Source organism: Marisediminitalea aggregata (assembly GCF_900129565.1).
Lineage (GTDB): Bacteria > Pseudomonadota > Gammaproteobacteria > Enterobacterales > Alteromonadaceae > Alteromonas > Alteromonas aggregata.
This window is the reverse complement of sequence record NZ_FQWD01000004.1, coordinates 451,849-475,921: the sequence shown is the minus strand read 5'-3', so window position 1 is coordinate 475,921 and position 24,073 is coordinate 451,849. Positions and strand designations below refer to the sequence as shown.

The following is a 24,073-nucleotide window of genomic DNA, read 5'->3' as shown; positions in this document are numbered from 1 at the left end:
AAAAGCCAGCCGAAAGGCTGGCCAGGGTGATTGGGTGATGAAGCCCGTCACTGGAGTATACGTGTAATGTTCGAGGGTTATTTCAGTGCATTACAGTAATTTTATGCTGACAGTGTTCCATCATCTGAGCCACGGAAAAGTTCCCGTTTTCGGTGTGACCTTTTCCTGATAAGAGATAGTAAAAGCTGGTGGCTGTATATCCGTGACATCGGCGATATTAGTTAATAAATGGCGAAAAGCGCTAAGCTTGTATTTGGGTTTAAATTCTAATTTATTGATTTTTAATTGCTTTTATTTTGGTGTGGACTTTGCTTCTAATTGAAGCATTATTAGATGAGCGTGAATAACACGCATAACGAGAACAAGGAAACCGTCATGGTAAAGCTGGAAGACCGTCCAATTGAGCAGGTACGCGAAGAAGTCATTGATAAACTCATTTATCACTACAGTCACGGTGTGATTTCTGTGGAAGCTTTTGAGCGACGATTGGACGAAGCCATGGCGAGTAATGACCATCATGAAATTGTCGCTCTGGCAGCGGATCTAACCTTGCAGGTAGACGGTGATTACAGCCGTGAAAAAGAACACAAGTTCAGTGTGAACTATGCAACCGGCGAAGTCCCGGAGCGCGATACTATTGTGAATATTATGGGCGGCTCTGACCGCGGCGGTCGCTGGACAGTGCCACGGGAAATCCGGGTGATCGACTTTATGGGCGGCACCACTCTTGATTTTACCGATGCCGAGTTTCGCGCACAGCACGTTACCGTAAAAGTACTGTGCGTGATGGGCGGTACGGATATTAAAGTGCCCGAAAATGTGAATGTGGTGACCAAGACCTTTTGTATTATGGGCGGAGTGGATAACAAAACGGCCTCAATAGCCGATCGCCAGGCACCTACAATCACGGTAGAAGGCTTTGTGCTCATGGGCGGTGTTGATATCGATATAAAACGTACGATGAAGGAAAAATTCGTCGCGTTTGCCAATCAGATGAAGTCGATGTTTAGCACAACGTCACAACCAGACAACCGAAAGCGCGGGTATTAGGCGGATGAGTTCTCACGCTTCGGCAATTGGTCAAAAGCGGTCATGTTGGTACAGTTTTGCCGTCTTTTGCTTCGAAGAATCGTCATCGTGGCGCAAGCCATGATCTCCTTAATACGGTAAGGAGTAAAACTACTATACACCGCACAATGCTCTAGATTGGCATTACGATAAAATACCAATCTGGGCAAATGCGCGGATGGTAGCGCTGCCAATGCTTATTCCGGCCTCATCGGTGCGCCAGTTCTTATCGATTTCTACCAGATCAACGGCTATGCCTTTTTTGCTTATTTCAATGGCCGCCGACATACCGGAAAAGCCGCCGCCGATGATCAGTACTTTATACACACATGTACTCATAATTCATTCCCCCGGGCCCGGCTAGTTACCAGCCACACCGTGTTGTTTGTTTACCTAATAGACTCTGAATATTTATACGAGCTAGATTGTAGTCAATTGTATCTGCTCTAACGTTTTCAGAATGCGAGTAAAAGGGGTTGACGGATAATGGTATATAAGAACCAATTAGATACATGACTTGCCTCGAGAAATTGGAAAATTTGTCATTTTTTTTTACACAGTTAATTCTTTATTAAAAAAAATAACTATTTTTCAATCTCTTGTATTTTGGTGTGGGTTTTGCTTTGTAGACAATGTAAAGCGATTTTTTTAAGTTAAATAAAATTAAGGTAGTGTTATGTTGTCTAGAAAAATTCTCACATCCCTTTTAGGACTTTCACTTTTTGTTTGCTTTAGCGCCAATGCGAATATTATTTCATTTGGAAATACTATCGTAAATTCACCTCAAAACTTTGAAGGATTTGATAGAACTGGTCCAACTTCTATAGTTGCAACTAATGAATTTAGCGCCAATGGATTAACAATTAATACAATTAGTGGAGTAAACGGGCCTACTGCAAATATTAATAGTCAGTGTAACGTAGGCGGTCTAAGTGGGACTGCATGGCTAATGATCGGAGTAAGACCAACTTGTGGTGTAGATGGAGATCTTAATATTGTGGACTTGGTGTTTGACACTACGGTAACTGAATTAAGTTTCCTTTTTAGAACCAATAATGAAGCGGATTATCTTTTTGAAACATTCTTAAGCCAAACACAGCAATCAGTATTAGATGTATCTAGATCTGTTGTGGGCAGCACAAGCCAAATTTTGTTTACAGGCCAGTTTGATAGAATTAGATTTACTGAGCAGACAAATTCTACTTGGTTCTGGGTCGATGACATGCGATGGAATACAACAGCGGTATCGGCACCGACGACTTTGGGTCTTTTGTTAGTAAGTCTGTTTGTCGTGGCGTTCAGACGATATTCTAATTAAGCACTGCCACCTAAATGCGAACTTAAGTGTCATCATTTACGTCTGGTTTATTTAAGTAATTAAACTTATATTTGCTGATGACACTTTTTCTGACTGAGTTTGAGCCTTTTTAGGTTAAACAACAACCACTCTGCGGTCACCTTGCTCATTCTGCAGAGTAATAGTGGTTAAAAACAGTGATTGGTTTTGATCCATGCAATCCTGCAATAACAACAACGTCAACAAGCGGTTATTAATGCCAGCCTGAGCTCAGCCAATTTCCGATAGCAAATCAGCGAACATATTTTCCACGGCGCAATCTACGTCTATGCATTCTGCTAATCTACTTTCTAATTTCGTCCTTAATTGATAAAGTTTAAGTCTGATGCAGAGGACTTCATTTTCTTTAGCTGACGATTTCAATCTGACCATCTGATGTCCGCTATTCGCTCTTTTCGGCCATTAATCAATTGCGTACTTGTCAGCTTGGGCTGAGCCTAAAATTCGAAACGGTCAGATCTTGTATGGGTCAGTACTAGCACTGCTGATTATCAAGCACGTGTTGTGCGCCCTTAAGCAAAGTGTGGTAAGACACATTTTCATGTTTGCCAAACTGCGGGTGCTTACGGGCCTTTAGTTTGGTAAATACCGGTTGGGTTAATCCTGCCGCAAAACGAGCGATCAGTGCGGCTGACATGGTAGCGTCCGAGGGCTGATTCGACAGCCAGTGATGAATAGCCTGCAAATCCTCAATCAGTGATGACGGGTTCACGTCATCCTCGCTTTTTTCTAACTGCAACACCTGGCCACGGCATACCGAGCAGTGCCCACATTGTTCCGGGGCGTGTTTATCGCCGAAATACAGCGCAAGATTGTGATTCAAGCAGCGGTCTAAGTTAAAAAATCGCAACATGGTGGCTATACGTGCTAATTCTGACTCTTCGTTGGCGCTGCAATAGTGCTGCAGTTTAGTTGCTAATTCAGGCGTTAGTTGAGCGGTATCAACGTGGTATACGTCGGTCAGTTTTTTGGCTTCCACAACGACCTGATTGGCATCGGCAAGCTGGTTCAGCAATGTCATTACCGTGTCTCTGTTGAACCCCTGCTGGTGGAGTTGGGTAAAGTCCGGTTCGCCCCAGACTTTTTTGAATTGGGTATGCCGTACGACAGCTTGAAACAGAGGCTGCTGCTCATCAGGTAGTGTTCGGGTAATGTCTTCGGGGCTGGATTGCCATTTTACTTTAATGTCTTCGTAGTAGCTGTATCTTGCCTGAATCGCACCGGTTAATTCGAGCTGAACCAGCAGCGTTTTAAGCGGCAATGCGCGAATATTGGTTAACTGGGAAAGCCCATAAGACTGGGTTTCCCACTGGTTGTTGTGGGTCGTAGTAGCAATATTGTCCAACAGTGTTTGAATGGCGTGCGGTTCCGGCGTATCGCCAAGCACAAAATTCTCCAGCACATTCAGGCCATCCAGGCTAGCCAGTAATATACAGCGGCTGGGCAGGCCGTCTCTGCCGGCACGGCCGATTTCCTGGCTGTAGTTTTCAATGGATTTGGGCAAATCAAAGTGGATCACAAAGCGAATGTCTGCTTTATCGATGCCCATACCAAAGGCAATGGTGGCAACAATAATGGTTGTTTCGCCCGACATAAAGCGCGATTGAATCGTGCTGCGGTTGTCGCTACCCAGCCCAGCGTGGTATGCACAGGCATTAAAACCACGCTGCGTTAAAAAGGTGGCGATGTCGTCTGCTGTTTTTTGCTGGGTCACATACACAATGCCTGCGCCTTCCACATTGTCCAACGCGGTTAACAGAGACGCGTGTTTGTTGTTGCTGTCAGCCGGTACGATGTCCAAATCCAGGTTGGAACGATAAAAGCCGGTTTGGACGATGTGCGGGTAGGCAATGTTGAATTTCAATGCCATGTCTTTTTGTACCCGTCGCATGGCAGTCGCGGTGAGCAGCAGTACCAGAGGAATATTAAGCTGTTGTTGGTATTGCGGGAGCTTCAGATAATCCGGCCGGAAATTGTGCCCCCATTCTGAAATACAATGGGCTTCGTCGACCACTAGCATGGAGATCGGTACGCCTTCAATAAAGCGGCGGAACCGTTCGTTTTTAAACCGCTCAACGGAAATCATAAGGATCTTCAGTTCACCGTTTCGTACTTGTTGCATCACCTGCCGGGCTTCTTCGCTACTCAGGGTTGAGTCTAAGCTCGCGGCCGGTATTCCTTTACTGCGCAGAAATTCCAGCTGATCGTGCATCAGGGCAATCAGCGGAGAAATCACCAGAGTGAGGTGGGGCAGCAGGGTGGCGGTAAATTGATAGCACAGTGACTTACCAGAGCCGGTAGGAAATACCGCCAGGGTAGAGTGACCACCAAGCAGCTGCTCTATGGCTTGTTGCTGGCCCTCGCGGAATTGAGAAAAGCCGAATTGCTGGTAAAGCTGGTCTGTCAGGTTGTGCATATTGGTCGCGATAGGTTCAGGTTTATTGTAGCGAGTCACAAAGGTATCACCTTACTGCCGGCAACGCACAGCGGACTGGGAAATACCGATCGTATTTACGCCTTTGGGTCAGAGTATTGCCCCCGGATTCAAAGCGTTATTGCTGACTTATTTGGATTGACGACGCCATAAAAAAGCCCCGTAAAACGGGGCTCTTGTCGTCATCTACTTTACTGTAGCTATGTCGTTCGGTTAGCTCACAGAGCGAATTGGAATGACACTTGAAGGCGCAGTGCTGAGTTCAGCGCGAGGTGGTGCAAACTGAGTCAGCTTAATGCCCACAACCGCTTCTTTGTACTCTTCCAATGTAGGTGTGCGGCCCAGAATGGCGGCCAGCACTACTACAGGGGTAGAGGCCAGCAGAGACTCACCTTTTTTGCCGTCTCTGTCTTCTACAACACGGCCTTGGAATAAGCGCGTTGACGTTGCGAATACGGTGTCACCTTTTTCTGCTTTTTCCTGGTTACCCATACACAGGTTACAGCCAGGACGTTCCAGATAAAGAATGTTCTCGTACTGCTTACGCGCTTCGCTCTTAGGATTGTCATCGCTGAATTCAAAACCAGAGTACTTCTGCAGAATTTCCCAGTCGCCTTCCTGCTTCAGCTCATCGATGATGTTGTAAGTAGGCGCGGCCAATACCAGCGGTGCTTTAAATTCCACCTTGCCGTATTTCGCTTCCAGATTACGCAAAATCTGAACAACAATTTTTACGTCGCCTTTGTGTACCATACAAGAACCAACGAAGCCCAGGTCAACAGTTTTGGTGCCTTCGTAGTGGGTCAAAGCGCGGATCGCATCGTGGGTATAACGCTTGGATACATCTTCGTTGTTCACATCCGGATCGGCAATCATTGGCTCGTCGATCACGTCTAAGTCAACAACCAGTTCTGCAAAGTACTTACAGTTGTCGTCAGGCATAAGTACCGGACGGCCTGTTCCTGCGCGGATGTCTTCAATACGCTGGTTCGCTTTATCGATCAGACCTTGCAGTGTGCCTGCTTCGTTTTCCATGCCTTTGTTGATCATGATCTGGATACGGCTCTTAGCGATTTCCAGTGATTCAATCAGGGTCTCAGGCTGTGAAATACAGATAGACGCCTTGGCTTTCATTTCTGCTGTCCAGTCAGTAAACGTAAACGCCTGGTCAGCAGCCAGGGTGCCGATGTGTACTTCGATAATGCGGCCCTGGAAGACGTTGTCACCGAACTTCTTCAGCATCTGTGCCTGGGTTGCATGCACTATGTCGCGGAAATCCATGTGATCTTTCATTTCGCCTTTAAAGGTTACTTTTACTGATTCCGGGATCGGCATGGTTGCTTCGCCTGTCGCCAGGGCAAGTGCAACGGTTCCTGAATCGGCACCGAATGCAACACCTTTAGACATACGCGTATGCGAGTCACCACCAATAATAATGGCCCATTCATCAACCGTAATGTCGTTCAGTACTTTGTGAATAACGTCGGTCATTGAGTGATAAACACCCTTCGGATCACGTGCGGTGATCAAACCAAAACGGTTCATGAAGCTCATCAGTTTTGGAATGTTAGCCTGGGCTTTCTTGTCCCATACCGACGCGGTATGACAGCCTGACTGGTACGCACCATCCAGTACCGGAGAAATTACCGTTGCCGCCATAGATTCCAGTTCCTGAGAGGTCATCAAACCTGTGGTGTCCTGAGAACCTACAATGTTCACTTTTACGCGAACGTCTGAACCAGCGTGAAGCGCGACACCTTCAGGCACGCCCACTGCATTGTTGTTGAAGATTTTTTCAACGGCAGTCAGGCCCTGGCCTTCATGAGATACTTCTTTTGACGGTGCAAATACTTCAGGCGCTTCAACGCCTAAGGTTTCAGCAGCAAAGTTTTGTAGCTTCTTACCGAAGACAATGGCGTAAGAACCGCCTGCACGCATAAATTCGACTTTTTGCGGCGTAAATGCAGACGATACGTCAGCCAGTTCTTCATCACCTTTGTACAGCTTTTTGGTTTTGGTGTTGATGGTCAGTACGGTGCCGGTTTCTACCGAGTAAGCTTGTTCTAATACCGGATCGCCATTGGCGTCGAGCACAGGCTTGCCGTTGTCATCTAACTTTTTAACCCAGTTCTTTAGATCCAAACCGATACCGCCGGTTACACCAACAGTGGTCAGGAAGATCGGAGAAATGCCGTTGGTACCGGCAACAACTGGCGCAATATTAACAAACGGCACGTAAGGACTGGCTTGCTTACCCGCCCACAGTGCAACGTTGTTAACACCGGACATACGTGATGAACCCACGCCCATGGTACCTTTTTCTGCAATCAGCATGACCTTTTTGCCAGGGAATTGCTGTTGCAGTTCAACGATTTTTTCCTGATCAGCAGGTGAGCACATGCATTTGCCGTGCAGTTCGCGGTCAGAACGAGAGTGAGCCTGGTTACCTGGCGACAGCAAATCTGTTGAGATATCACCTTCGGCTGCAATGAAAGTCACTACATCGATTTTTTCTTCAATGTCGGGAAGTTTGGTAAAGAATTCCGCTTTTACGTAGCTTTGTAACAGATCTACCGCAATTGGATTGTTTTCTTTATAGGCTGCAGCAATGCGATCTGTGTCTGCTTCATACAGGAATACCTGTGTTTTTAATACTTCAGCAGCTTGCTTGGCAAGTTCGGCATCGTCACCCAGTGCGATGTCCAGTAACACTTCAACAGAAGGACCGCCTTTCATGTGAGACAGCAATTCAAATGCGAAAGCCGGCGTGATTTCTTCTACCGTTTCTTCGCCCAGAATGATTGCTTTCAAAAACTGGGATTTCACGCTGGCGGCACTGGTTGTACCCGGCAACGTGTTATAAATAAGATAGTGCAACGAGTCTTTGCGGTGCTCGTTGTTTGTGTCTTTGATTTGTGCAATGATTTCAGCTAGTAATTCACTGCTATCAATAGGTTTGGGGTGCAAGCCTTCAAGCTTTCGCTCTTCAATTTCTTGCAAATAATCGGAATAGTGGCTCATGAGGTCTCGTTCTGTGTCGGTCTTGATCAAATTACAAGATATTAGAATCAGCCCTTAAACTCAATGTAATTTAATTACAATACCCCGATACTCATCATCACTGAAATAAATGTTATGGCGACTGGATATTCAACAAGGATATTGAAAAAGTGGGAGTTTGAGTTGTTTTTGGCAAGCGGGAAGTCGCTTGAGAAATATTTAAATTATTAATTTATAAATAATTTTTAATGGTATGTTTATCAAGAGAGACACAACCTTGCTTCGAAGAATACGAATTGTAATGGAAAACCAAATGTCACCGAGTTACAGAGTAAGTTCAATTTAGCGTTTCTCTGTCATGTCAGTTTGCTATTACTCAGTAGTTTTTTATACTTTTAAGTAACTGTGTTTACAACATCTCACCGATGTTGCCTTTGGGTTTTATACATGCGTCCAATCTGGTTCTTCATGGGCTTATCCAGTGTCTTATTAGGGATGATGGGGGCGCTGTTGCCATTACTTCCTACCGTCCCTTTTATGATTCTTGGGGCATACTGCTTTGCGCGCTCATCTCAGCGCATGCACGACTGGTTGCTCAATCACCGGCTTTTTGGTCCGGCAATTGCCGACTGGCAGCGCAGTGGTGCTATCAGTAAGTCTGCCAAATACGCCGCAACTGTGTCCGTAGCGGCAGTATTTTCGCTGTCATTGATTATGGGGTTGCGCCCCATGTTAATAGGGATTCAAGCGGTAACGCTTTGCGGTGTGATGTGTTTTATCTGGACGCGGCCGCATCACTAAGCGAAATTCAAAAAAGCCCCGGTATTGATTAACGGGGCTTTGAATGTAACAAACTATCTGATGTTCCTCGACAAGCTGACTAGTAGTACGCCAGCTTCTCCGATTTCCCTGCAAAAATGCGATATACCCATACGGTGTACATGAGTATGCAAGGCACTACAACGACCGCACCAACCAGCAAAAAGCGCAGAGAGTCAGGCGCACTAAGCGCGTCCATGATGGTGAGCTTACCTGGCACCACATAGGGATAGTAGCTGATACCAAAGGCGGTAAAGCACAGTACAAACACCAGTAATGCCAATGCAAAGGGCAGCCATTCGCCATGCCCGCCTGCATCCGGGAGCTTTTGCAGCACAATACCGCAGAGCAATAACAGTCCGAAGCAGGCTAACGGGATCAGCATCAATAACAGGCCAACCGGACTCTCCAGCCACAGGGCACGTACATCCTGATGCAGAGTCAGATTAATAAAGCTCACGGCAATGATCCCGGCAGCCAGAATCATTAAACACCGCTTTGCCCAGTAAAATGCCTTTGCCTGCAACTCGCCTTCTGTTTTCAGAATAAGCCAGCAGGCACCAATAAAGGCATAGGCTGCGGTAACGCCAAATGCGGCGAGCAGTGCGAAGCCCTGAGCGTATATATCGGTGCGCAAGCCCGTTACCCAAATACCCAGCATATAGCCTTGTGACAAGGTGGTAAGTAGCGAACCATATTTAAAGCAGGTATCCCATTTTCGTTTTTTGGTTTGCGGTACTTTGGCTCTAAAATCAAAAGACACGCCGCGTAAAATAAGGCCCGCGAGCATTAAGGTTGCCGGAATATAAAGGGTTTGCAGGATCGCGCTATGGGCATCTGGGAACGCAATTAACAGCAAACCTACAGCCAGTACCAGCCAGGTTTCATTGGCATCCCAGTAAGGTCCAATCGATGCCACCATGTCGTCTTTGAATTGTTCATTGCGGGGCGGGAACAGCACGCCCACCCCAAGATCATAGCCATCCAGGATGGCATAAAGTAAAACTGCCAGGCCCAGTAAGCCTACATATATGTTACCCAAAGCTTCAGCAGAAAGTGATTCAAAAGGCATAGTGTTCTCCTAATTCGCCTGAATGGGGGAGAGCGGTTGTTTCGCCTGGGCGCGCTCTTCAGCCGAGATTTCTTCAATACCTACTGACTTACGACACATCAGCGTGAGCGTGCGGATGTAGGCAATCAGCAATACCACATATAAGGCGGCATACAGTGAAAATGACATAGCTATATTTGCTGGTGGTAAACCGGTAACAGCGTCCTGGGTTGTCAGTACACCGCTTACCAGGTAGGGCTGTCTGCCCACTTCCGTTACGTACCAGCCTGCCAGCGTAGCCACCCAGCCACTAAAGCTCATGCCAATAAAGACTTTAGTGAGCCACTCGGGCAAAGCGTCTTTGCGAAACAACCAGTAAGCACCGCACCAGGCTGCAAACAGCATAAGCATGCCCATGCCCACCATGACGCGGAATGAGTAAAACACTGGGGCAACCGGCGGATGCTCGCCTTCAAATTCGTTTAAGCCTTTGATTTCACCATTTGCGTCATGAGTCAGAATGAAGCTCGCCATGTTGGGGATCGCAATTTCCAAGTGATTGGTTTTGTTCTCAGCGTCGGGAATAGCAAATAACAGTAACGGCGCCCCTCGTTCTGTGTGCCACACGCCTTCCATTGCCGCGATTTTCTGCGGTTGATGCTCCAGCGTGTTCAGGCCGTGCATATCACCGGCCAGAATTTGTAATGGAATAAGCACTGCCGCGGTGTAGGTAGCAGTTTTAAGCGCGAGTTTGGGGGCAATTTTGTTATCGCCTTTAAATATACGGTAGGCTGATAAACCGGCAATTAAAAAGCTTGCCGTTAACCCCGATGCAAGCAACATGTGTGCAAAGCGATACGGGAAAGAAGGATTAAAAATAATCGCTGACCAGTCTTTTGCGTAGATCACGCCGTCGATGACTTCGTAACCTTGGGGCGTATGCATCCAGCTATTCAGCGACAAAATCCAGAACGCAGAAAGGGTAGTGCCGGCGGCAACCACAAAGGTAGCCAGAGTGTGTAACCAATTCGGCACCCGGCGAATACCAAACAACATAATGCCAAGGAACGTGGCTTCCAAAAAGAAGGCAGTAAGTACTTCGTAGCCCAACAAGGGACCTGCGACGTTACCGGCTTTCTCCATGAAGCCAGGCCAGTTGGTACCAAACTGAAAAGACATGGTAACGCCCGACACCACACCCAACGCAAAGGTCAATGCAAAGACCCTCACCCAGAAACGGTATATACGCATCCATACCGGATGACCCGACAGGTTTGAGCGCAGTTTGAAATAAAACAAGAACCATCCGAGCGCGATGGTGATAGTAGGGAATAAAATATGAAAACTGATATTCAGTGCAAACTGAAGTCTGGATAGTAAGAATGCGTCCACAATCGCCTCCTGATTTAGGCTGATTTACCGGGAAGAAGTTTGTCTTTGAATTCGAGAATGCGGCCTACGCCGGCACCCAGTTTCATTAACGTATCGAGCTTTTCAGGGCCCAGGTTTTGCAACTCCTGAGACCAGGCTGTTACCGATTCCAACAGGTCGTGGATCTCGTGCAGGCGGGCCTGAACATTACTGTCTTGCTCACTACTGGCTGATTCCATCATCAGATCGCGAAGCAATGACATAGTGGGGTCGATTTCACGCTTTCGGCGCTCTTCGAATACCCGGTTTGCTAGTACCCAAATGGAGCCCGCGGGTATAAAGAACTCCTTGCGCTCGCCGGGAATGTGATGTTGCTTAATAAGCTGCCAGGATTGCAGTTCTTTCAGCCCCATGCTGGTGTTGCCCCGGGAGATGCTAAGTGCATCGGCAATTTCCTGGGCCGACAGCGGTTCCTCGTGCAGCACTATTAGCGCAAGCATTTGGCCAACGGTGCGATTGAATCCCCAGCGACTGCCCATTTCACCAAAGTGCAGCACAGCAGATGTGACTAGCGGTGACATTTTCATTTTTATGTTCCTTGCTGAAGTTTCAGAAATTACTGAAAGTTTAAAATTAAACTTGATCCAGATCAATCAAAATTGATCGGTATTTAGCACCTGAACACAGAACAAAGTAGCCCCGCTATACGTTGTAAGCGCTGGAGAAAAATGAAAAGTTCTCTTGGTATTTTATATAAAACAACTGCTTGCAATGCTCTTCGCAGCGATGCAGGCGAAGCTAGTGACAGCGTTTAATGATCTTTGACTAGGACTAAAGCCTTAGATAAATACGACCATTTGCTTAGTTTTTGCTAATGATAATCATTATCATATTATGTATAGTTAGGCAGTTTAGCCGTAAAAAGCCTGTTTCGACGCTACCGCTAATGCACAGCAAATAGCGCAGTCGCACGTGAGAGGGCTTTTTACTACTTTTGCCGTTCCTGGAGGATAAAATGAAAAAATTTGTGGCGATTTTACTGACGTTTATGAGCAGTGTTGCATTTGCAGATGAGTGCACTGTAACCATTGAAAGTAACGATATGATGCAATTCAACATGAAGGAAATCACTGCGCCGGCGGCCTGCGATACTTTCACCGTTACGCTTAAACACACTGGTCAGCTGGATAAGAAGTTCATGGGACACAACTGGGTACTGTCAACTACCGCTGATGCACAGGCGATCGTTGGCGCTGCTTTGAAAGCCGGGGCCGACAATAACTATTTGCCGCCTGGTGACAAAACCATTATCGCCGCAACCAAAATTATCGGTGGTGGTGAGCAGGACAGTGTGACGTTTGACATGAGTAAATTGTCGAGCGCGGAAGACTACACGTTCTTTTGTAGCTTCCCGGGTCACTTTGCCATCATGAAGGGCAGCTTTATTGTGAAAGGCTAATTTAGCCCGATTGCATTATCTGGTCATCGTGCCGCCCAGCATAAACGCAGTGGGCGGCTATTTCTTTATGACCTGCTTAATTGCTGGTTAACTTACGCGGGTCCAGCAGTACTTTCAGTTCACTCTCCGGTATGTCTGTCATTTCAAGCGCCACATCCAGAATCGGGCGCTGAGACTTGTAAGCCGCTTTTGCAATGTCGGCTGCGCGGTTGTAACCAATAATGGGGTTCAATGCGGTAACCAGTATTGGATTCTTGTGCAGGGCTTTTTCAAGATTATCCTGATTCACGGTAAACCCTTTGATGGCTTTGTCGGCCAGCAGTGTTGAACTGTTTGACAGTAGCGTAATACTGTCCAGTAAATTACTGGCAATCACGGGCAACATGACATTCAGCTCGAAATTACCTGACTGTCCACCTACCGTAATTGCATAATCGTTACCCATTACCTGTGCTGCAGCCATAGCGGCGGCTTCCGGTATAACCGGATTAACTTTGCCTGGCATAATGGACGAGCCGGGTTGTAGGGCGGGTAACGATATTTCTCCTAAGCCGGCAAGGGGGCCCGAGTTCATCCAGCGCAAGTCATTGGCAATTTTCATTATGGTAACGGCATAAGATTTCAGTATGCCCGATAAGGATACTGCCGTGTCCTGAGAGGCTATCAGCGCGAAAAAGTTGTCGGCGGGTTGAAACGCAATGTTGGTAAGGCGGGTGAGTGCCTGATTAAAGCAATTAGCAAATTCAGGATGCGCATTCACGCCTGTTCCGACTGCTGTGCCGCCCAGTGCCAGAGTTTGTATGGCTGGTTGTAGTGCCGACAGGGATTTGATTTGCTGGGCAATCTGAGCCTGCCATCCCGATAAACTCTGGTCCATTCTTACTGGCATGGCATCCATTAAATGGGTGCGGCCGGTTTTGCAGTAATCGCCCACCGCTTGTGCTTTTTGATTGATGACAGTGTAAAGATGTGACGCTGCAGGCAATAACGATTCTTTTACCGCGATAGCCGCGCTTACATGAATGGTGGTCGGAATAATGTCGTTACTGCTTTGCCCGTAGTTTACGTGATCGTTAGGATGAACCTCGGTGCCGGTTAACTGGGTGGCGAGCCGGGCGATCACCTCGTTGGCATTCATGTTGGTGCTGGTACCTGAACCGGTCTGAAAGATATCAACCGGAAAATGACGCATTAACGCCGGGTCAGCCAGGAGTTGATCACAGGCCGAGCATATAGCGTCACCAACCGGCTGTTCCAGGGTGGCCAGTTCCAGATTGGCCTGTGCCGCCGCCTTTTTTACCTGGATCAAGGCCTGAATAAACCCCATTGGCATGGCCTTGCCACTGACTGGAAAATTATCGACCGCGCGCTGAGTCTGAGCGCCATAAAGCGCATCTTCGGGAACGTGTAATTCCCCCATACTGTCTTTTTCAATTCTGGTGTTCACCTTGTTCTCCATTCATTTTTTAGGGTAGGGGTTGCATTAGCTGTGATTCAATGTGCTTTAGCCATAGCTGGTGTCCTTGTGTGTGCCCAACACTACGAGCTGCAAACAGTGGTCGGTGCACATAATCGAGACACTGAGTGCGCCACTGCCAGGGGATGTGTTGGTCATATGCGGTATTTACCAACACACACGCACAACGAATAAAACACAAAAACTTTTGATGATCCTTGGTTAAATCGTTTGCGACTTCTTCGGTAAATTCAATATACCAACGCAATAAGTGGCCATTATCTGGCTGGTGGCCGTTCCGAATCCGCTCTGCCAGAGAGCGAGAGGTGTCCAACATAGCCGTGCAATTCATGCTGAATAATCCACTTGCAAATGATAATGATTTGCATTTAATTTAATTGCTGCTAGATTGAGAGTCAAATAGTAATTGTGGTGGATGCCATGCTTGAGCGCACATTTTTTTCAAATAAAGCCTCCCGAATCGTTGAAAGTAAGCGATTACCAATGAACAAACGCTTAGCTTTACCACTAATATTAGTCGTATTTATAGCCTTGCCAGCTACGCGTTGGATCACACTTTCGGTGCTTACGGATGCCTTTTTTCAGGTGGCGGCGTTTGTATTTGCGACCCTGGCAATCTATTACAGCTTATCCAGCCGGATCAGTGAACATGCGATCAGCCGTTTCCTGTCCCGTTATCCCGCAGCCGAAGTTGGCATGGCTGCATTGTTGGGCGCGTTGCCAGGATGCGGTGGTGCCATAGTTGTGGTTACACAATACACCAAAGGCGCAACCAGTTTCGGGGCCGTAGTAGCGGTGTTGACCAGTACCATGGGAGATGCTGCATTTTTGCTCCTGGCTCAGGCACCCATGGATGGCCTGACCGTGATGGGAGTGAGTGTGGTTACGGGTACCCTGACCGGGATGTTGATTAATACTGTGCACAATTACCGCGACGGTGCACTGGAGCAGGCAGACGGTCAGTCGCAGCCCGACGATTCAGAGGTAACAAACACATCTATGTTAGCCGGGCATCTTTCAGTGTGGTTCTGGGCTGTGTTTGCAATACCTTCGGTAAGCATTGCGGGCATGTTGGCGTTTCAGATTGATGTGCCCGGTGCATTTGGCCTTTCAGAATCGGTTTGGCTGACGATAGGAAGCGCACTCGCGCTTTGCTGTATTACGCTATGGGCACTGAGTAGCAGAGGGCAGAATTATTCGTCGCTGATGAGCGAGGACAAAAGTGAACACCCCATCATCTGGCAACACAAATCAGCAATGGACACCCAGTTTGTGTTGTCCTGGGTTGTGGTGGCCTTTTTGTTATTCGAGCTGTTGGTGGAAATCGCAGGGGTGGATATAGCACACTGGCTAAGCTCAATGGGAAGCGGTGTGGTTGGTCTGGCTATTTTAATCGGTTTTTTACCGGGATGCGGACCACAAATACTGGTGACCAGTCTGTATCTGAATGGCGCGATCCCATTTTCTGCTCAACTGGGCAATGCGATCAGTAACGACGGAGATGCATTGTTTCCCGCTATTGCCTTATCTCCCCGCGCTGCGCTGCTGGCAACCGTGTATTCGGCAGTGCCTGCTGTGTTGGTAGCATACAGTTACTGGTGGTGGCTTGAATAGGGAAACAATGCCTCTATTCCCCATACCAGCGCCCGTTCCCAAATCACATAATCGTGGCCGCCCGCGTATTCTTTGTAATGTACCTCGTAGCCCTTCACTTTGAGGATATCGCGCAAATGCCGGCTGCCAGACAAAATCCCTTTTTTGCCCGTTGGACTGGACTCAAACAAACCTGCCGTCATGGCATAACGCACCTTTTGTGGCGCAGATGCCATGACACGTTCAGAGACAAAATAGCGGTCTGACGGATAGCCCGGTTCTGCAGCCCACCAAAATGAACCGCTCATCACTATGGCGTTGCCAAACGTCTCTGAAGCCTTAAATGCATGATTGAATGCGCCGAGTCCACCGTAGCTGGAGCCGGCCAGTATGCGTTGTTCAGCAGTAAACGCACGCCCGGTTAAGCGGTAAACCTCGGGTAATATTTCTTCCACCAACATCTGTGTAAAGAGGGAGTTGTCAGGTAATTCCTGACCACGTGTGGCGTTGTCCAGGGTATCAATTAACACAACATCGACTGCCGGAATACGGTTGTTGATGACTGCCTGCTCAAGCGTGGCCAGTACATTGATCTCAGTCGTAAATTGCACGCCATCAAACAGCAATAGCTGAAGTCTGTCGGCTGGGTGTTGATTGTCTGGCGAAGTATACAGGGAGATCTGCCGATGGTTGTTTAATCGCTGACTGTACAACGTAAATGTTTGCGAAGTCCCGGTGAGTTTGCAGTCGTTGTCACAAGCTTTGTAGGGAGCTGCATTGGGCAATGTCACAACAGAAAGCTGCATGTAGGGGTCAGTGGTATCCGGTTTGGTGGTGTGCGGATTTAATGGGTCGCGCCGGGCCGTTGCTTTTAGCGCGACACGCTGTTCAAACGGACTGCCTTCAAATCGCGGAACATCAGGCGCAATCTGATACGACACAACCGTGGTATCGGGGACCACATAGGTTTTATACCAGATATCCGTGTTACCAAGACGCGCCATCCAGCCGTGATCTCGGTCTGGGGCGCCAAAGATAAGGGCGTTGTGTTTAGCGCCGCGGTGTAAGAACGTCAACAGGTACTCGTCGGCTTTACTCGAAGGCTCGATAAGCGGAGCCCCGTTTTCAATGAGGGTTTGCCACACAGTGTCAGTGTCCTTTTGCTGTTGCAAGGCTCGCAACGCATTTAGTACAGCAGGGCTACTAATATCTGGCTGATTAAAGGTTTGCTGGTTGCGCGGAACCTGCTTCAGCAGGGTTATCTGAATGTGTTGCTTTGTTTGTGCAAGTAGAACCGGCGAGTCCACAGGAGCCACAAGGTAGAACCAGGCTGTGCCGGTATGCGATGACACCAGTTGTCGTGCACAGTGTAACTTATCGTCAGCCAGACATAACGAGAACTCACCGGGAGACGTTGCCTGGCCTGCTACGTATGTCCCTTTACTGACCGGAAGTGAGAGTGTTGTTTGATGTGGGGGCAGAGAAAGCTGGGTCTTTTGCTGACTAACTGGCCCCTTACTGATGGCGGCAAACAAAGACGATGAGATGCACAGGCAAAGCAATATTGCAGTGCGGAAGACGGCGTGTTGGATATTCATAACGTGTTGTTTTCGTTGTGCAGAAATAGCGCAGAATTGAAATTATGCAAATAGTAACAATTATCATTTGCAATTACAATTTTGAGGGTCTATTGTAATGACAAGGAGGGCACAGTTATGCAAATTTCCTATCTATGCGCCAAACACAATGATTGGGTTTACGGGCATCCACAAGAAGCCTTGCACTTTCTGGCGAGGGACGAATGGCAGGGAACCACGCTGTTTTGCGATGGGCAGTTTCGCGAATGTATTGCCTACTTAGGTTGTGCATTTGATATTGCCGTGATTTTACTGGAAGTAGAAGAGGGCCAGAATCAAAGCATGATAGAGAAAGTGAAGTCTCTGTCGTTGCTATTGTGTACCGCATACGAATCATTGCGCCTGACCGAATACCGGCGCGCTATTGAGCGGCGCGTGCAGGCGGTATTGCAAGCCGTAGATGGTCAGGGTCAGCCAATTGCTTTGCAGCGCTACGGCGCTTAGCAGCGGGTTTTGAAAGGAGGCTACACAATGAACGATTACAAGGTGGCGTACGGTTATTGGGAGCAGTCAATTTGCCGGGCAAATCGTTGTTTTGATCAGTCCCACACACTGTTAGCGCTGTTTTATTATCAGCAGGCTATTCAACGCAGTGATGTATTGCTCGAGGCCAATCCAGCCAGCCGACAGTCTATTGGTGCCATGTTGGTAAGCCACCATAACCTGGCTGAGTTGTATCAGCGCAATGGCGCCTACCGCGCAGCGTGGCAACACTTTCAGGCCGCGCGATTAAAGATGCACGACATTCTTCAGTGTAGCGGCGAGTTACCTGGCCCGCTGTGGGGAAGTCGAATCGCCTACACGCAACTTTGCCTGTTTGAAAAGCAGCACGGTGCATACGGGGCAACCAAATCCGGATTCCTCAATCGCAATATACCGCTGGCGTTTCAATCCAGTCAGCAATCATCCACCCATTAATTAAGCAGGAGCATATACATGCAACTCAAACGAATTTTTGCGTCATTGTTGATGACGATCTGTGCACTCGTTAGCCCGCTGACGTTGGCACATGAAGGGCACGACCATAGCCATTGGACCAGCCCCATTTTACACGCTTTGTTTTTACTGTCGCTGGCTGCCGTTGGCCTGGCCTGTATCTTTGCGTTGTACAAAGCCATCAGTCGTTCTTCTTCAAGGGAGTCCTGAGCATGTTGCACTCACTATTGCGTCGACTCGACAAAAAACTATCGTTTGCGACCGCCAGCGCACACTGCGATATTCCCTGTAAAATTTATGACCCCATTATCGCTCAGGTAGCGGCCCTGAGTGTGATCAGACTTACCGACCTGCTATTGGAATTGGGTGACAAAGAGAGCCTGTCACTGAGTCAGCAAGCGCAGCTGAGCCGGTTGGTCAGAGAGAAAGAGATTCACGCCGAAAAGGTGAAAGCCGAAGTACGAGTGATTTGGGGGGACTATTTCAAAGCGCCACAATTTGAGACCTTTCCCGATACCCACGAATTGGTCCATAAAATCATGCTGGCGGGCTCTGCGTGTAAGCAACATGTCGACCGCCAAAAGGGACTGGAACTTCTGCAACTGGTAAATCAGTTTGCCGGGTATTTTTGGCAAACCAAAGGCGTGGCAACCAAAACGGCGACGTGTCCTTATCCGCCGTCAGAAGACGTTTTGTACCCGGACCTGTAATGTTAAAGCTGCTGCGCATTCAGGGCAGAAGTATGCTTCCTACGTTGCCACCAGACACCTACGTGCTGGTAGCAACGTTCCCCTTTCTATCGATCTCTCTCAATGACCTCGTTGTCGTCAATACCGCGCAATACGGGGTAATAGTAAAACGCGTACTTGCGGTAGATAGCAGCAAAACTACCTTTTACTTATGTGGAGACAACATTGCCGAGAGTGTGTCCTCGAATCAAATTGGTCCGGTTTCAAAAGCGGAGGTACTGGGCAAAGTGATTTGGTTTAAAAAGCCGCCACGAACCGCGTTAAATTACCTCACATAACCTCTTTTACATGTTATCCCTGAATCTTTTACTTCCCGTCATCCCTGAATCGCGAAGCGACATCAGGGACCTTTAAAACCCAAACCACGCAACACCATTCACAAAGCAAAACACCAGCAATAGGATTTGGCTGTTGCGCTTACAACTATCGCCAGGAAGAAACAGAGGGCAGGTCCAGAACGAAAAGGGTAAAGACGGAGTGGTGATAAAAAAGAAATGGCGACAAGGCTGCCGCCATTCCTGGTATATCGGGTTAGATTGTTTTCGGTTGCACGCTATCACCTGGCGTAGCGTGAACTTTGGAAGGAATAAACCAGATACTGTCGGGCTCACCCTGGTAAGCACGTTGCCGGGTTTTTCTGGCAGCTGCAAAGAATATCCAGGCGAATACCAGCGCCATCACATCCACTAACAGGGTGCCACCAGCGACGTGCCAGTGCGTATTATGGGAAAACAGCGCGTTGATCAATGTCGTGAGCGGCACGCCTAAACAGAATGCTGCGATCAAGGCTTGCAAGGCAATTGCCGACTTCGCGGCTCCTTGCCAAAAAGCAAAGCCCAGGCTGGCAATAAACACACCGTAATAGACGTTGATATACCCTAGGTTGATATCGACACCCATCAGATAAAGCCATTTTGAGGCAAGTATTGAAGTCGCTACACCCAGCACGGAACCCAGACACACACCAATGGTGAGTTTTGCCATTATGGTAACCGAGCGGGATTGTTTTGCTTGTTTTTTGCGGCGCTTTTCCAGCCATAGCAGATTACCTGTATAGAACAAGATTGCGCCCATCATACCCAGTAAAAAGTAAATCCAGCGCCCGGTATCATTGGCAAAATTACCAAAGTGCAGCGCAAAGAAGCTTTTCACCAGAGGGCCAAACGCGCCATTTTCCGGAATGCTTAAGGTGCTGTATGTCACGTCCAGTGTAAACGGGTGCATAGCAATGATATCGGTTTCGGCGGCGCGCTGCAGTTTACCGTCGCCGGCTACTTCAATACTCAAACGCGCTCGTGGCGTGGCTAAATCGGCAAACGTTAAACTGACAATATCGTAGCCGTCTACCATGTTACCGACCGCTTCAAAATAACGTTCTACGGGGGGGAGCTCAGCCACTGAGTACACCTGTTTACTGCCGCCATTGCGCTCGAACATGGGTTCGTCACCGTAAATCAGAGAGAGGCCGCCGTACAGCATGTCGTGGAAAGCAAAGACCACAACTGTCCAGGCTATCAGCAAATGAAATGGCAGGCTGGTGATGCCAATCAGGTTATGGGTATCAAGCCAGAATCGATTTGCGCCTTTCTTTTGTCGCAAGGAGAAAAAGCTTTTCACCAGAGTGGGTAGCAGGAAAATAACACCAGATACCAGTGCGATGAAATAGAGAGCTGACGCAACTCCGAGTACCAATACGCCAATATCTTCATGACCGGCTTTACCGGGTATACCTGCGGTGCGATGCAACTGATCAATCAAGTCACCCAGTACATTTTGCTGATTGGCCACTGAAACCAACTCACCTTCCTCGTTGAACGAGGCCTGTCGTAAGTGGCTATCGATACTGAGTCCCCGGCCACCGCCTTGTTCGTACCAGGTCATTGGGCTGTGATGCATTGGACTTTGATGGGGGGCAAAGTGGAGAGTGAAGCCGTTGCTGGCCGTTTCATATTGCGCCGTAGCTTGTTGCACTAACTCATTGTATTGCCCGACTGAAATAGCTGGCAGCACGTGGTTCTCTGGCACCGCCCAATGGGTAATGGGCGATTTAAACATAGTCAATGCACCGGCAAAAAAGGCAATGAATAACAACAAGCCGGTCGTAATCCCTGTCCAGGTGTGAATAGACTGGTAGGTGCGAAGAATATCGCTGCGGATCTTCATAAAGTGTATCTCAATAGTAAAAAGGTTGCCCACGCGATCAGGTTTGCTGTACCAAGTATCAGCACGGCTCGCATACCGGTTCTAAACAAGAATGAGAACGACAGAATCAGTAACCAGACAGGGCTGATCATCCACATATTAAATTGCACTTTGTTGGGCGCCTGAATCCCGCCCGGCCCATACCAGGCAAAAATACCGACCACCGCGAACGCGAACGTCAGTCCAAGCACTGCGCCGGCCAGTGATTTTGTCCACCAGTGAGGTTGAATCTTTTCTTCTGCAGACAGTCGGGCCATTAGGTTTGTCTCCCGGGTCGAACAAGAGCAAGTAGCGGGATCAATGCCAGGACCACCATGATGCCCAACAACCAGATCAGTATGGCTGCCGAGACAGACACTGCATTTAACCAGCACACCAGCGCAACACAGGCTAGCAGGTACCCAAGGTATCGCAGAGTCAGTGCTTTTTGCTTCGCAAACAGGCGCTGATTTTTATTAGTGACATAAATCAACAAACAGCCACAGAAAGTAAAGGCCAATGCCAACACACTCATTATGCCTAATCCATTAGTTTAATAAATATTAATAAGAATCATACTCATTACGTTGTGTTTGTATAGGAAAATTTAGGTAAATTTACATAAAGCTGATCATAGTCAACGATAAATACAAAACTATGTAAATGATATTGATAATGATTATCGTTTGGTGTAGTGTCATCGACCTGCAGGGATAACCATTACAACAATCGTTTCTTTCTCAAACGCCCTCGGATTTTTCATATCACATTAAGGACAAACCATGAGTAAACCAAACGCTTTGTTTAATAAGCGAAAATTAGTATTAGCTTGCTGTGCGGCCATGACAGGTCTTGGTCATTCTGTGGCGTTTGCAGACGCGGCAAGTGCTGAAGATGTTGAAGTGATTTCTGTGGTAGGGCACAAGCTTACCGAATTTGAACAGCAAAACGACGGCGGGGCATTAGGCAAGCGCTCTATTCAGGAAACCCCATTCTCAGTAGACGTTATTTCATTGGAAGACATGGAAATTCGTCAGGTAAATACCCTTAGCAGCTTGTTCAGTCGTGAAGCGTCGGTGTCGGTCGATGGCAGTGCTTACAGTTCGTTTGGTGACACTATTCGTGTACGTGGTCTTGGCCTGGATTACACACAGAGCTTCAAAATTAATGGTATGTCGATCAACAGTTTCAGTGGTGAATTACCCTATGAAGCGTTTGAACAAGTGACCCTCATTAAAGGCGCAACCGGCTTTATGTACGGTATGGCTGCGCCCGGCGGTATCGTAAATTACAGTACCAAGCGCGCAACTCAAACTGCTGTGAGTGCCAATGTGGGCTTGCGCAGTGACAGTGTGCTGAGTGCACACGTAGATGCCGGTACCCGTTTTGGTGACGATGACAGTTTTGGTGTGCGGGTGAATGCCGTTAAAGAAGACGGTGATACCTACCTGGACAATGGCGGCATCGACCGCGAAACCGTGTCATTGGCATTCGACGCGAACCTCACGGATTCACTGTTGTGGACCGTAGATTTGATTTACAGCGACCGCCTGATTGAAAATTCCTGGAACCGCTTCTCGGTGAATATGGCGGCAAGTGAACCCCTGCCTGCAACGGTCAGCGGCAGTCGTAACCTGGCTGTGGATGGCACCTTCGACGGCTATAAAAACCTGATTGCGATCAGTAGCTTGAAGTGGAACATCAATGACAACTGGCAACTGCAGCTGGATTACGACTACTCAAAAAATGAAACCCGTTGGGTGAAAAGTCTGAACTACCTGCTAAACAGCGCGGGCGACCTGAATATTCTGACTTACGAACAGTACTTCGACGTTGATTACGATCAGGTACAAGCTATTGTAAACGGGGACTTTTCTACTGGCGGTATAAAACACAATGTAGTGTTCGGTGTATCGCATCAGGAAGCCACGACTTACCGCAACGACGGTGGTCAGTTTGGCCGTAAGGTAACCCGTAATTACGCAACCAGCAATCTGTATACGCCGGGCGATGTGCCTGCCTATGAAGCTACCTTGCAAAAAGATGCCCCAGTTGCCTGGGTTGATACTCAGCAGTCGGTGTTTGTGAGCGACTTTATTGAGCTTACCGAAGAGTGGGAATTGCTGTTGGGGATCCGTTCCAACAATATCGAACACGACACCAGCGACTATTTTGCTTCTTACCACGATAACTACGATGATACCGCGGTATCGCCAACGGTAGCATTAATGTACAAGCCGGCGGCAAACACCACGTATTACGCCAGTTATGTTGAGTCATTTGAAGGGCAGACGTCGGCCGTTGGTGAAGAATACGCTAATGCCAACGATTTGCTGCCGCCGCTGGAAAGCTTGCAGTATGAGTTGGGTATGAAAATGGCAGGCCAGGGCTGGTCTGTGAGCTCTGCCTTGTTCCGCATTGAGCGTGGCGCCACCATGGTCACTGAAGACAACTACCTGATTCAGGACGGGATCTCACTGTATCAGGGATTTGAGTTTAGCGGCGCGTTAACGGTGACTGAAAATCTGTCACTGTACGGCGATGCCATGTTCCTGAGTGCAGAATACGATAAAACCAGTACGGCTAATCAAGGCAATGATGTAGGCGGTGCACCTGAGCAGCAATTTACCTTACAGACTAACTACAACGTGTCAGCAGTGCCGGGACTCACAGTGAATCTGGGCGGCAAGTTTCACGGTAAAACAGCCCTTGATGCGGCGAATAACTGGGAGCTGCCTTCTTATACGCTGGTCTACGGCGGCGTAAGTTATACCACTACGGTTGCCGACAACGAGCTGACCCTGATTGGCTCGGTAGACAACCTGTTCGACAAAGAATACTGGGCAATCGGTGATTCTTACGGCGGTGGTAACATGCGCATTGGTGAGCCACGTACCTTTGCTGTAAAAGTGAAAATGGACTTCTAACAGCATACTCGTGT

At 48.1% G+C, this 24,073-nt stretch carries 23 protein-coding genes; 11 read left to right on the top strand and 12 right to left on the bottom strand.

The window, feature by feature from the left end; genetic code table 11:
• Nucleotides 1-333 precede the first annotated feature (333 nt).
• Nucleotides 334-1,050, top strand: coding sequence for a LiaF domain-containing protein (locus BUB81_RS13660; RefSeq protein ID WP_073323667.1), 717 nt, complete (start codon nucleotides 334-336; stop codon nucleotides 1,048-1,050).
• A 162-nt stretch (nucleotides 1,051-1,212) separates the two neighbouring features.
• On the opposite strand, the gene BUB81_RS13655 is transcribed toward BUB81_RS13660, so the two are convergent.
• A complete protein-coding gene (locus tag BUB81_RS13655; RefSeq protein WP_084526540.1) occupies nucleotides 1,213-1,407 on the bottom strand; it encodes an FAD-dependent monooxygenase in 195 nt (64 codons plus the stop codon).
• A gap of 337 nt (nucleotides 1,408-1,744) precedes the next feature.
• Here BUB81_RS13655 and BUB81_RS13650 point away from each other — a divergent pair, with 337 nt between their 5' ends.
• The gene (locus BUB81_RS13650; RefSeq protein ID WP_073323665.1) at nucleotides 1,745-2,386 is read left to right on the top strand and encodes a hypothetical protein; all 642 of its coding nucleotides are present in this window, start codon (nucleotides 1,745-1,747) and stop codon (nucleotides 2,384-2,386) included.
• Nucleotides 2,387-2,900: 514 nt separating this feature from the next.
• Here BUB81_RS13650 and BUB81_RS13645 read toward each other — a convergent pair.
• Both BUB81_RS13645 and BUB81_RS13640 read right to left on the bottom strand, forming a co-directional pair.
• Nucleotides 2,901-4,841: a RecQ family ATP-dependent DNA helicase gene (locus BUB81_RS13645; protein WP_073323919.1), complete on the bottom strand. Its 1,941-nt coding sequence runs from the start codon at nucleotides 4,839-4,841 to the stop codon at nucleotides 2,901-2,903.
• A 231-nt stretch (nucleotides 4,842-5,072) separates the two neighbouring features.
• Nucleotides 5,073-7,880, bottom strand: a complete 2,808-nt coding sequence (locus BUB81_RS13640) for a bifunctional aconitate hydratase 2/2-methylisocitrate dehydratase (protein ID WP_073323663.1) — start codon at nucleotides 7,878-7,880, stop codon at nucleotides 5,073-5,075.
• Nucleotides 7,881-8,306: 426 nt separating this feature from the next.
• Between BUB81_RS13640 and BUB81_RS13635 the strand changes: the two genes are divergently transcribed.
• Nucleotides 8,307-8,660 carry a YbaN family protein gene (locus tag BUB81_RS13635; protein ID WP_073323661.1) on the top strand — a complete coding sequence of 118 codons (354 nt, stop codon included), beginning with the start codon at nucleotides 8,307-8,309 and terminating at the stop codon, nucleotides 8,658-8,660.
• 79 nt (nucleotides 8,661-8,739) lie between these two features.
• On the opposite strand, the gene BUB81_RS13630 is transcribed toward BUB81_RS13635, so the two are convergent.
• The 3 genes from BUB81_RS13630 to BUB81_RS13620 are packed head-to-tail and all read right to left on the bottom strand — an operon-like array spanning nucleotide 8,740 to nucleotide 11,687.
• The gene (locus BUB81_RS13630) at nucleotides 8,740-9,750 is read right to left on the bottom strand and encodes a cytochrome d ubiquinol oxidase subunit II (protein ID WP_073323659.1); all 1,011 of its coding nucleotides are present in this window, start codon (nucleotides 9,748-9,750) and stop codon (nucleotides 8,740-8,742) included.
• 9 nt (nucleotides 9,751-9,759) lie between these two features.
• Entirely contained in the window at nucleotides 9,760-11,121 is a 1,362-nt protein-coding gene (locus BUB81_RS13625; RefSeq protein ID WP_084526538.1) for a cytochrome ubiquinol oxidase subunit I, read from the bottom strand.
• Between the two features lie 14 nt (nucleotides 11,122-11,135).
• Complete coding sequence (locus tag BUB81_RS13620; protein WP_073323655.1) at nucleotides 11,136-11,687, bottom strand: GbsR/MarR family transcriptional regulator; 552 nt, start codon at nucleotides 11,685-11,687, stop codon at nucleotides 11,136-11,138.
• A gap of 428 nt (nucleotides 11,688-12,115) precedes the next feature.
• On the opposite strand from BUB81_RS13620, the gene azu reads away from it, so the two are divergent.
• Complete coding sequence (gene azu, locus BUB81_RS13615) at nucleotides 12,116-12,559, top strand: azurin (protein ID WP_073323653.1); 444 nt, start codon at nucleotides 12,116-12,118, stop codon at nucleotides 12,557-12,559.
• A gap of 76 nt (nucleotides 12,560-12,635) precedes the next feature.
• On the opposite strand, the gene BUB81_RS13610 is transcribed toward azu, so the two are convergent.
• Both BUB81_RS13610 and BUB81_RS13605 read right to left on the bottom strand, forming a co-directional pair.
• Nucleotides 12,636-14,018 (bottom strand): class II fumarate hydratase, encoded by a 1,383-nt coding sequence (locus tag BUB81_RS13610; RefSeq protein ID WP_073323651.1) that lies wholly within the window; start codon nucleotides 14,016-14,018, stop codon nucleotides 12,636-12,638.
• Between the two features lie 7 nt (nucleotides 14,019-14,025).
• Nucleotides 14,026-14,352: a hypothetical protein gene (locus tag BUB81_RS13605; RefSeq protein ID WP_073323649.1), complete on the bottom strand. Its 327-nt coding sequence runs from the start codon at nucleotides 14,350-14,352 to the stop codon at nucleotides 14,026-14,028.
• Nucleotides 14,353-14,519: 167 nt separating this feature from the next.
• On the opposite strand from BUB81_RS13605, the gene BUB81_RS13600 reads away from it, so the two are divergent.
• Nucleotides 14,520-15,650 (top strand): putative manganese transporter, encoded by a 1,131-nt coding sequence (locus BUB81_RS13600; RefSeq protein WP_073323647.1) that lies wholly within the window; start codon nucleotides 14,520-14,522, stop codon nucleotides 15,648-15,650.
• Here BUB81_RS13600 and BUB81_RS13595 read toward each other — a convergent pair.
• Complete coding sequence (locus tag BUB81_RS13595) at nucleotides 15,629-17,227, bottom strand: alpha/beta hydrolase-fold protein (protein ID WP_084526534.1); 1,599 nt, start codon at nucleotides 17,225-17,227, stop codon at nucleotides 15,629-15,631. The two genes, BUB81_RS13600 and BUB81_RS13595, sit on opposite strands and share 22 nt — an antisense overlap.
• Nucleotides 17,228-17,344: 117 nt before the next feature.
• On the opposite strand from BUB81_RS13595, the gene BUB81_RS22180 reads away from it, so the two are divergent.
• The 5 genes from BUB81_RS22180 to BUB81_RS13570 are packed head-to-tail and all read left to right on the top strand — an operon-like array spanning nucleotide 17,345 to nucleotide 19,229.
• Nucleotides 17,345-17,710 (top strand): hypothetical protein, encoded by a 366-nt coding sequence (locus tag BUB81_RS22180; RefSeq protein WP_073323643.1) that lies wholly within the window; start codon nucleotides 17,345-17,347, stop codon nucleotides 17,708-17,710.
• A 27-nt stretch (nucleotides 17,711-17,737) separates the two neighbouring features.
• On the top strand, nucleotides 17,738-18,184 hold the full coding sequence (locus BUB81_RS13585; RefSeq protein WP_073323641.1) for a hypothetical protein: 447 nt from the start codon (nucleotides 17,738-17,740) through the stop codon (nucleotides 18,182-18,184).
• An 18-nt stretch (nucleotides 18,185-18,202) separates the two neighbouring features.
• Complete coding sequence (locus BUB81_RS13580; RefSeq protein ID WP_139241583.1) at nucleotides 18,203-18,412, top strand: hypothetical protein; 210 nt, start codon at nucleotides 18,203-18,205, stop codon at nucleotides 18,410-18,412.
• A gap of 2 nt (nucleotides 18,413-18,414) precedes the next feature.
• On the top strand, nucleotides 18,415-18,912 hold the full coding sequence (gene sodN / locus BUB81_RS13575) for a superoxide dismutase, Ni (protein ID WP_073323637.1): 498 nt from the start codon (nucleotides 18,415-18,417) through the stop codon (nucleotides 18,910-18,912).
• On the top strand, nucleotides 18,912-19,229 hold the full coding sequence (locus BUB81_RS13570) for a S24 family peptidase (RefSeq protein ID WP_073323635.1): 318 nt from the start codon (nucleotides 18,912-18,914) through the stop codon (nucleotides 19,227-19,229). Before sodN ends, BUB81_RS13570 begins: the two co-directional genes overlap by 1 nt.
• A gap of 253 nt (nucleotides 19,230-19,482) precedes the next feature.
• Here the strand turns inward: BUB81_RS13570 and BUB81_RS13565 are convergent, their stop codons facing one another.
• The 3 genes from BUB81_RS13565 to BUB81_RS13555 are packed head-to-tail and all read right to left on the bottom strand — an operon-like array spanning nucleotide 19,483 to nucleotide 21,667.
• Entirely contained in the window at nucleotides 19,483-21,114 is a 1,632-nt protein-coding gene (locus BUB81_RS13565) for a PepSY-associated TM helix domain-containing protein (protein WP_073323633.1), read from the bottom strand.
• Nucleotides 21,111-21,410, bottom strand: coding sequence for a hypothetical protein (locus BUB81_RS13560; protein WP_073323631.1), 300 nt, complete (start codon nucleotides 21,408-21,410; stop codon nucleotides 21,111-21,113). Before BUB81_RS13560 ends, BUB81_RS13565 begins: the two co-directional genes overlap by 4 nt.
• Nucleotides 21,410-21,667: a hypothetical protein gene (locus BUB81_RS13555; RefSeq protein ID WP_073323629.1), complete on the bottom strand. Its 258-nt coding sequence runs from the start codon at nucleotides 21,665-21,667 to the stop codon at nucleotides 21,410-21,412. The genes BUB81_RS13560 and BUB81_RS13555 overlap by 1 nt, the downstream gene beginning before the upstream one ends.
• A 247-nt stretch (nucleotides 21,668-21,914) precedes the next feature.
• Between BUB81_RS13555 and BUB81_RS13550 the strand changes: the two genes are divergently transcribed.
• Nucleotides 21,915-24,059 carry a TonB-dependent siderophore receptor gene (locus BUB81_RS13550; protein ID WP_073323627.1) on the top strand — a complete coding sequence of 715 codons (2,145 nt, stop codon included), beginning with the start codon at nucleotides 21,915-21,917 and terminating at the stop codon, nucleotides 24,057-24,059.
• The last annotated feature ends 14 nt before the right edge of the window (nucleotides 24,060-24,073 follow it).

What these genes read in the sequence shown, in the direction of transcription:
- BUB81_RS13660 (WP_073323667.1), top strand. Translation starts at nt 334, where the DNA reads ATGAGCGTGAATAACACGCATAACGAGAACAAGGAAACCGTCATGGTA.
- BUB81_RS13655 (WP_084526540.1), bottom strand. Translation starts at nt 1,407, where the DNA reads ATGAGTACATGTGTGTATAAAGTACTGATCATCGGCGGCGGCTTTTCC.
- BUB81_RS13650 (WP_073323665.1), top strand. Translation starts at nt 1,745, where the DNA reads ATGTTGTCTAGAAAAATTCTCACATCCCTTTTAGGACTTTCACTTTTT.
- BUB81_RS13645 (WP_073323919.1), bottom strand. Translation starts at nt 4,841, where the DNA reads ATGCACAACCTGACAGACCAGCTTTACCAGCAATTCGGCTTTTCTCAA.
- BUB81_RS13640 (WP_073323663.1), bottom strand. Translation starts at nt 7,880, where the DNA reads ATGAGCCACTATTCCGATTATTTGCAAGAAATTGAAGAGCGAAAGCTT.
- BUB81_RS13635 (WP_073323661.1), top strand. Translation starts at nt 8,307, where the DNA reads ATGCGTCCAATCTGGTTCTTCATGGGCTTATCCAGTGTCTTATTAGGG.
- BUB81_RS13630 (WP_073323659.1), bottom strand. Translation starts at nt 9,750, where the DNA reads ATGCCTTTTGAATCACTTTCTGCTGAAGCTTTGGGTAACATATATGTA.
- BUB81_RS13620 (WP_073323655.1), bottom strand. Translation starts at nt 11,687, where the DNA reads ATGAAAATGTCACCGCTAGTCACATCTGCTGTGCTGCACTTTGGTGAA.
- azu (WP_073323653.1), top strand. Translation starts at nt 12,116, where the DNA reads ATGAAAAAATTTGTGGCGATTTTACTGACGTTTATGAGCAGTGTTGCA.
- BUB81_RS13610 (WP_073323651.1), bottom strand. Translation starts at nt 14,018, where the DNA reads ATGGAGAACAAGGTGAACACCAGAATTGAAAAAGACAGTATGGGGGAA.
- BUB81_RS13605 (WP_073323649.1), bottom strand. Translation starts at nt 14,352, where the DNA reads ATGTTGGACACCTCTCGCTCTCTGGCAGAGCGGATTCGGAACGGCCAC.
- BUB81_RS13600 (WP_073323647.1), top strand. Translation starts at nt 14,520, where the DNA reads ATGAACAAACGCTTAGCTTTACCACTAATATTAGTCGTATTTATAGCC.
- BUB81_RS13595 (WP_084526534.1), bottom strand. Translation starts at nt 17,227, where the DNA reads ATGAATATCCAACACGCCGTCTTCCGCACTGCAATATTGCTTTGCCTG.
- BUB81_RS22180 (WP_073323643.1), top strand. Translation starts at nt 17,345, where the DNA reads ATGCAAATTTCCTATCTATGCGCCAAACACAATGATTGGGTTTACGGG.
- BUB81_RS13585 (WP_073323641.1), top strand. Translation starts at nt 17,738, where the DNA reads ATGAACGATTACAAGGTGGCGTACGGTTATTGGGAGCAGTCAATTTGC.
- BUB81_RS13580 (WP_139241583.1), top strand. Translation starts at nt 18,203, where the DNA reads ATGCAACTCAAACGAATTTTTGCGTCATTGTTGATGACGATCTGTGCA.
- sodN (WP_073323637.1), top strand. Translation starts at nt 18,415, where the DNA reads ATGTTGCACTCACTATTGCGTCGACTCGACAAAAAACTATCGTTTGCG.
- BUB81_RS13570 (WP_073323635.1), top strand. Translation starts at nt 18,912, where the DNA reads ATGTTAAAGCTGCTGCGCATTCAGGGCAGAAGTATGCTTCCTACGTTG.
- BUB81_RS13565 (WP_073323633.1), bottom strand. Translation starts at nt 21,114, where the DNA reads ATGAAGATCCGCAGCGATATTCTTCGCACCTACCAGTCTATTCACACC.
- BUB81_RS13560 (WP_073323631.1), bottom strand. Translation starts at nt 21,410, where the DNA reads ATGGCCCGACTGTCTGCAGAAGAAAAGATTCAACCTCACTGGTGGACA.
- BUB81_RS13555 (WP_073323629.1), bottom strand. Translation starts at nt 21,667, where the DNA reads ATGAGTGTGTTGGCATTGGCCTTTACTTTCTGTGGCTGTTTGTTGATT.
- BUB81_RS13550 (WP_073323627.1), top strand. Translation starts at nt 21,915, where the DNA reads ATGAGTAAACCAAACGCTTTGTTTAATAAGCGAAAATTAGTATTAGCT.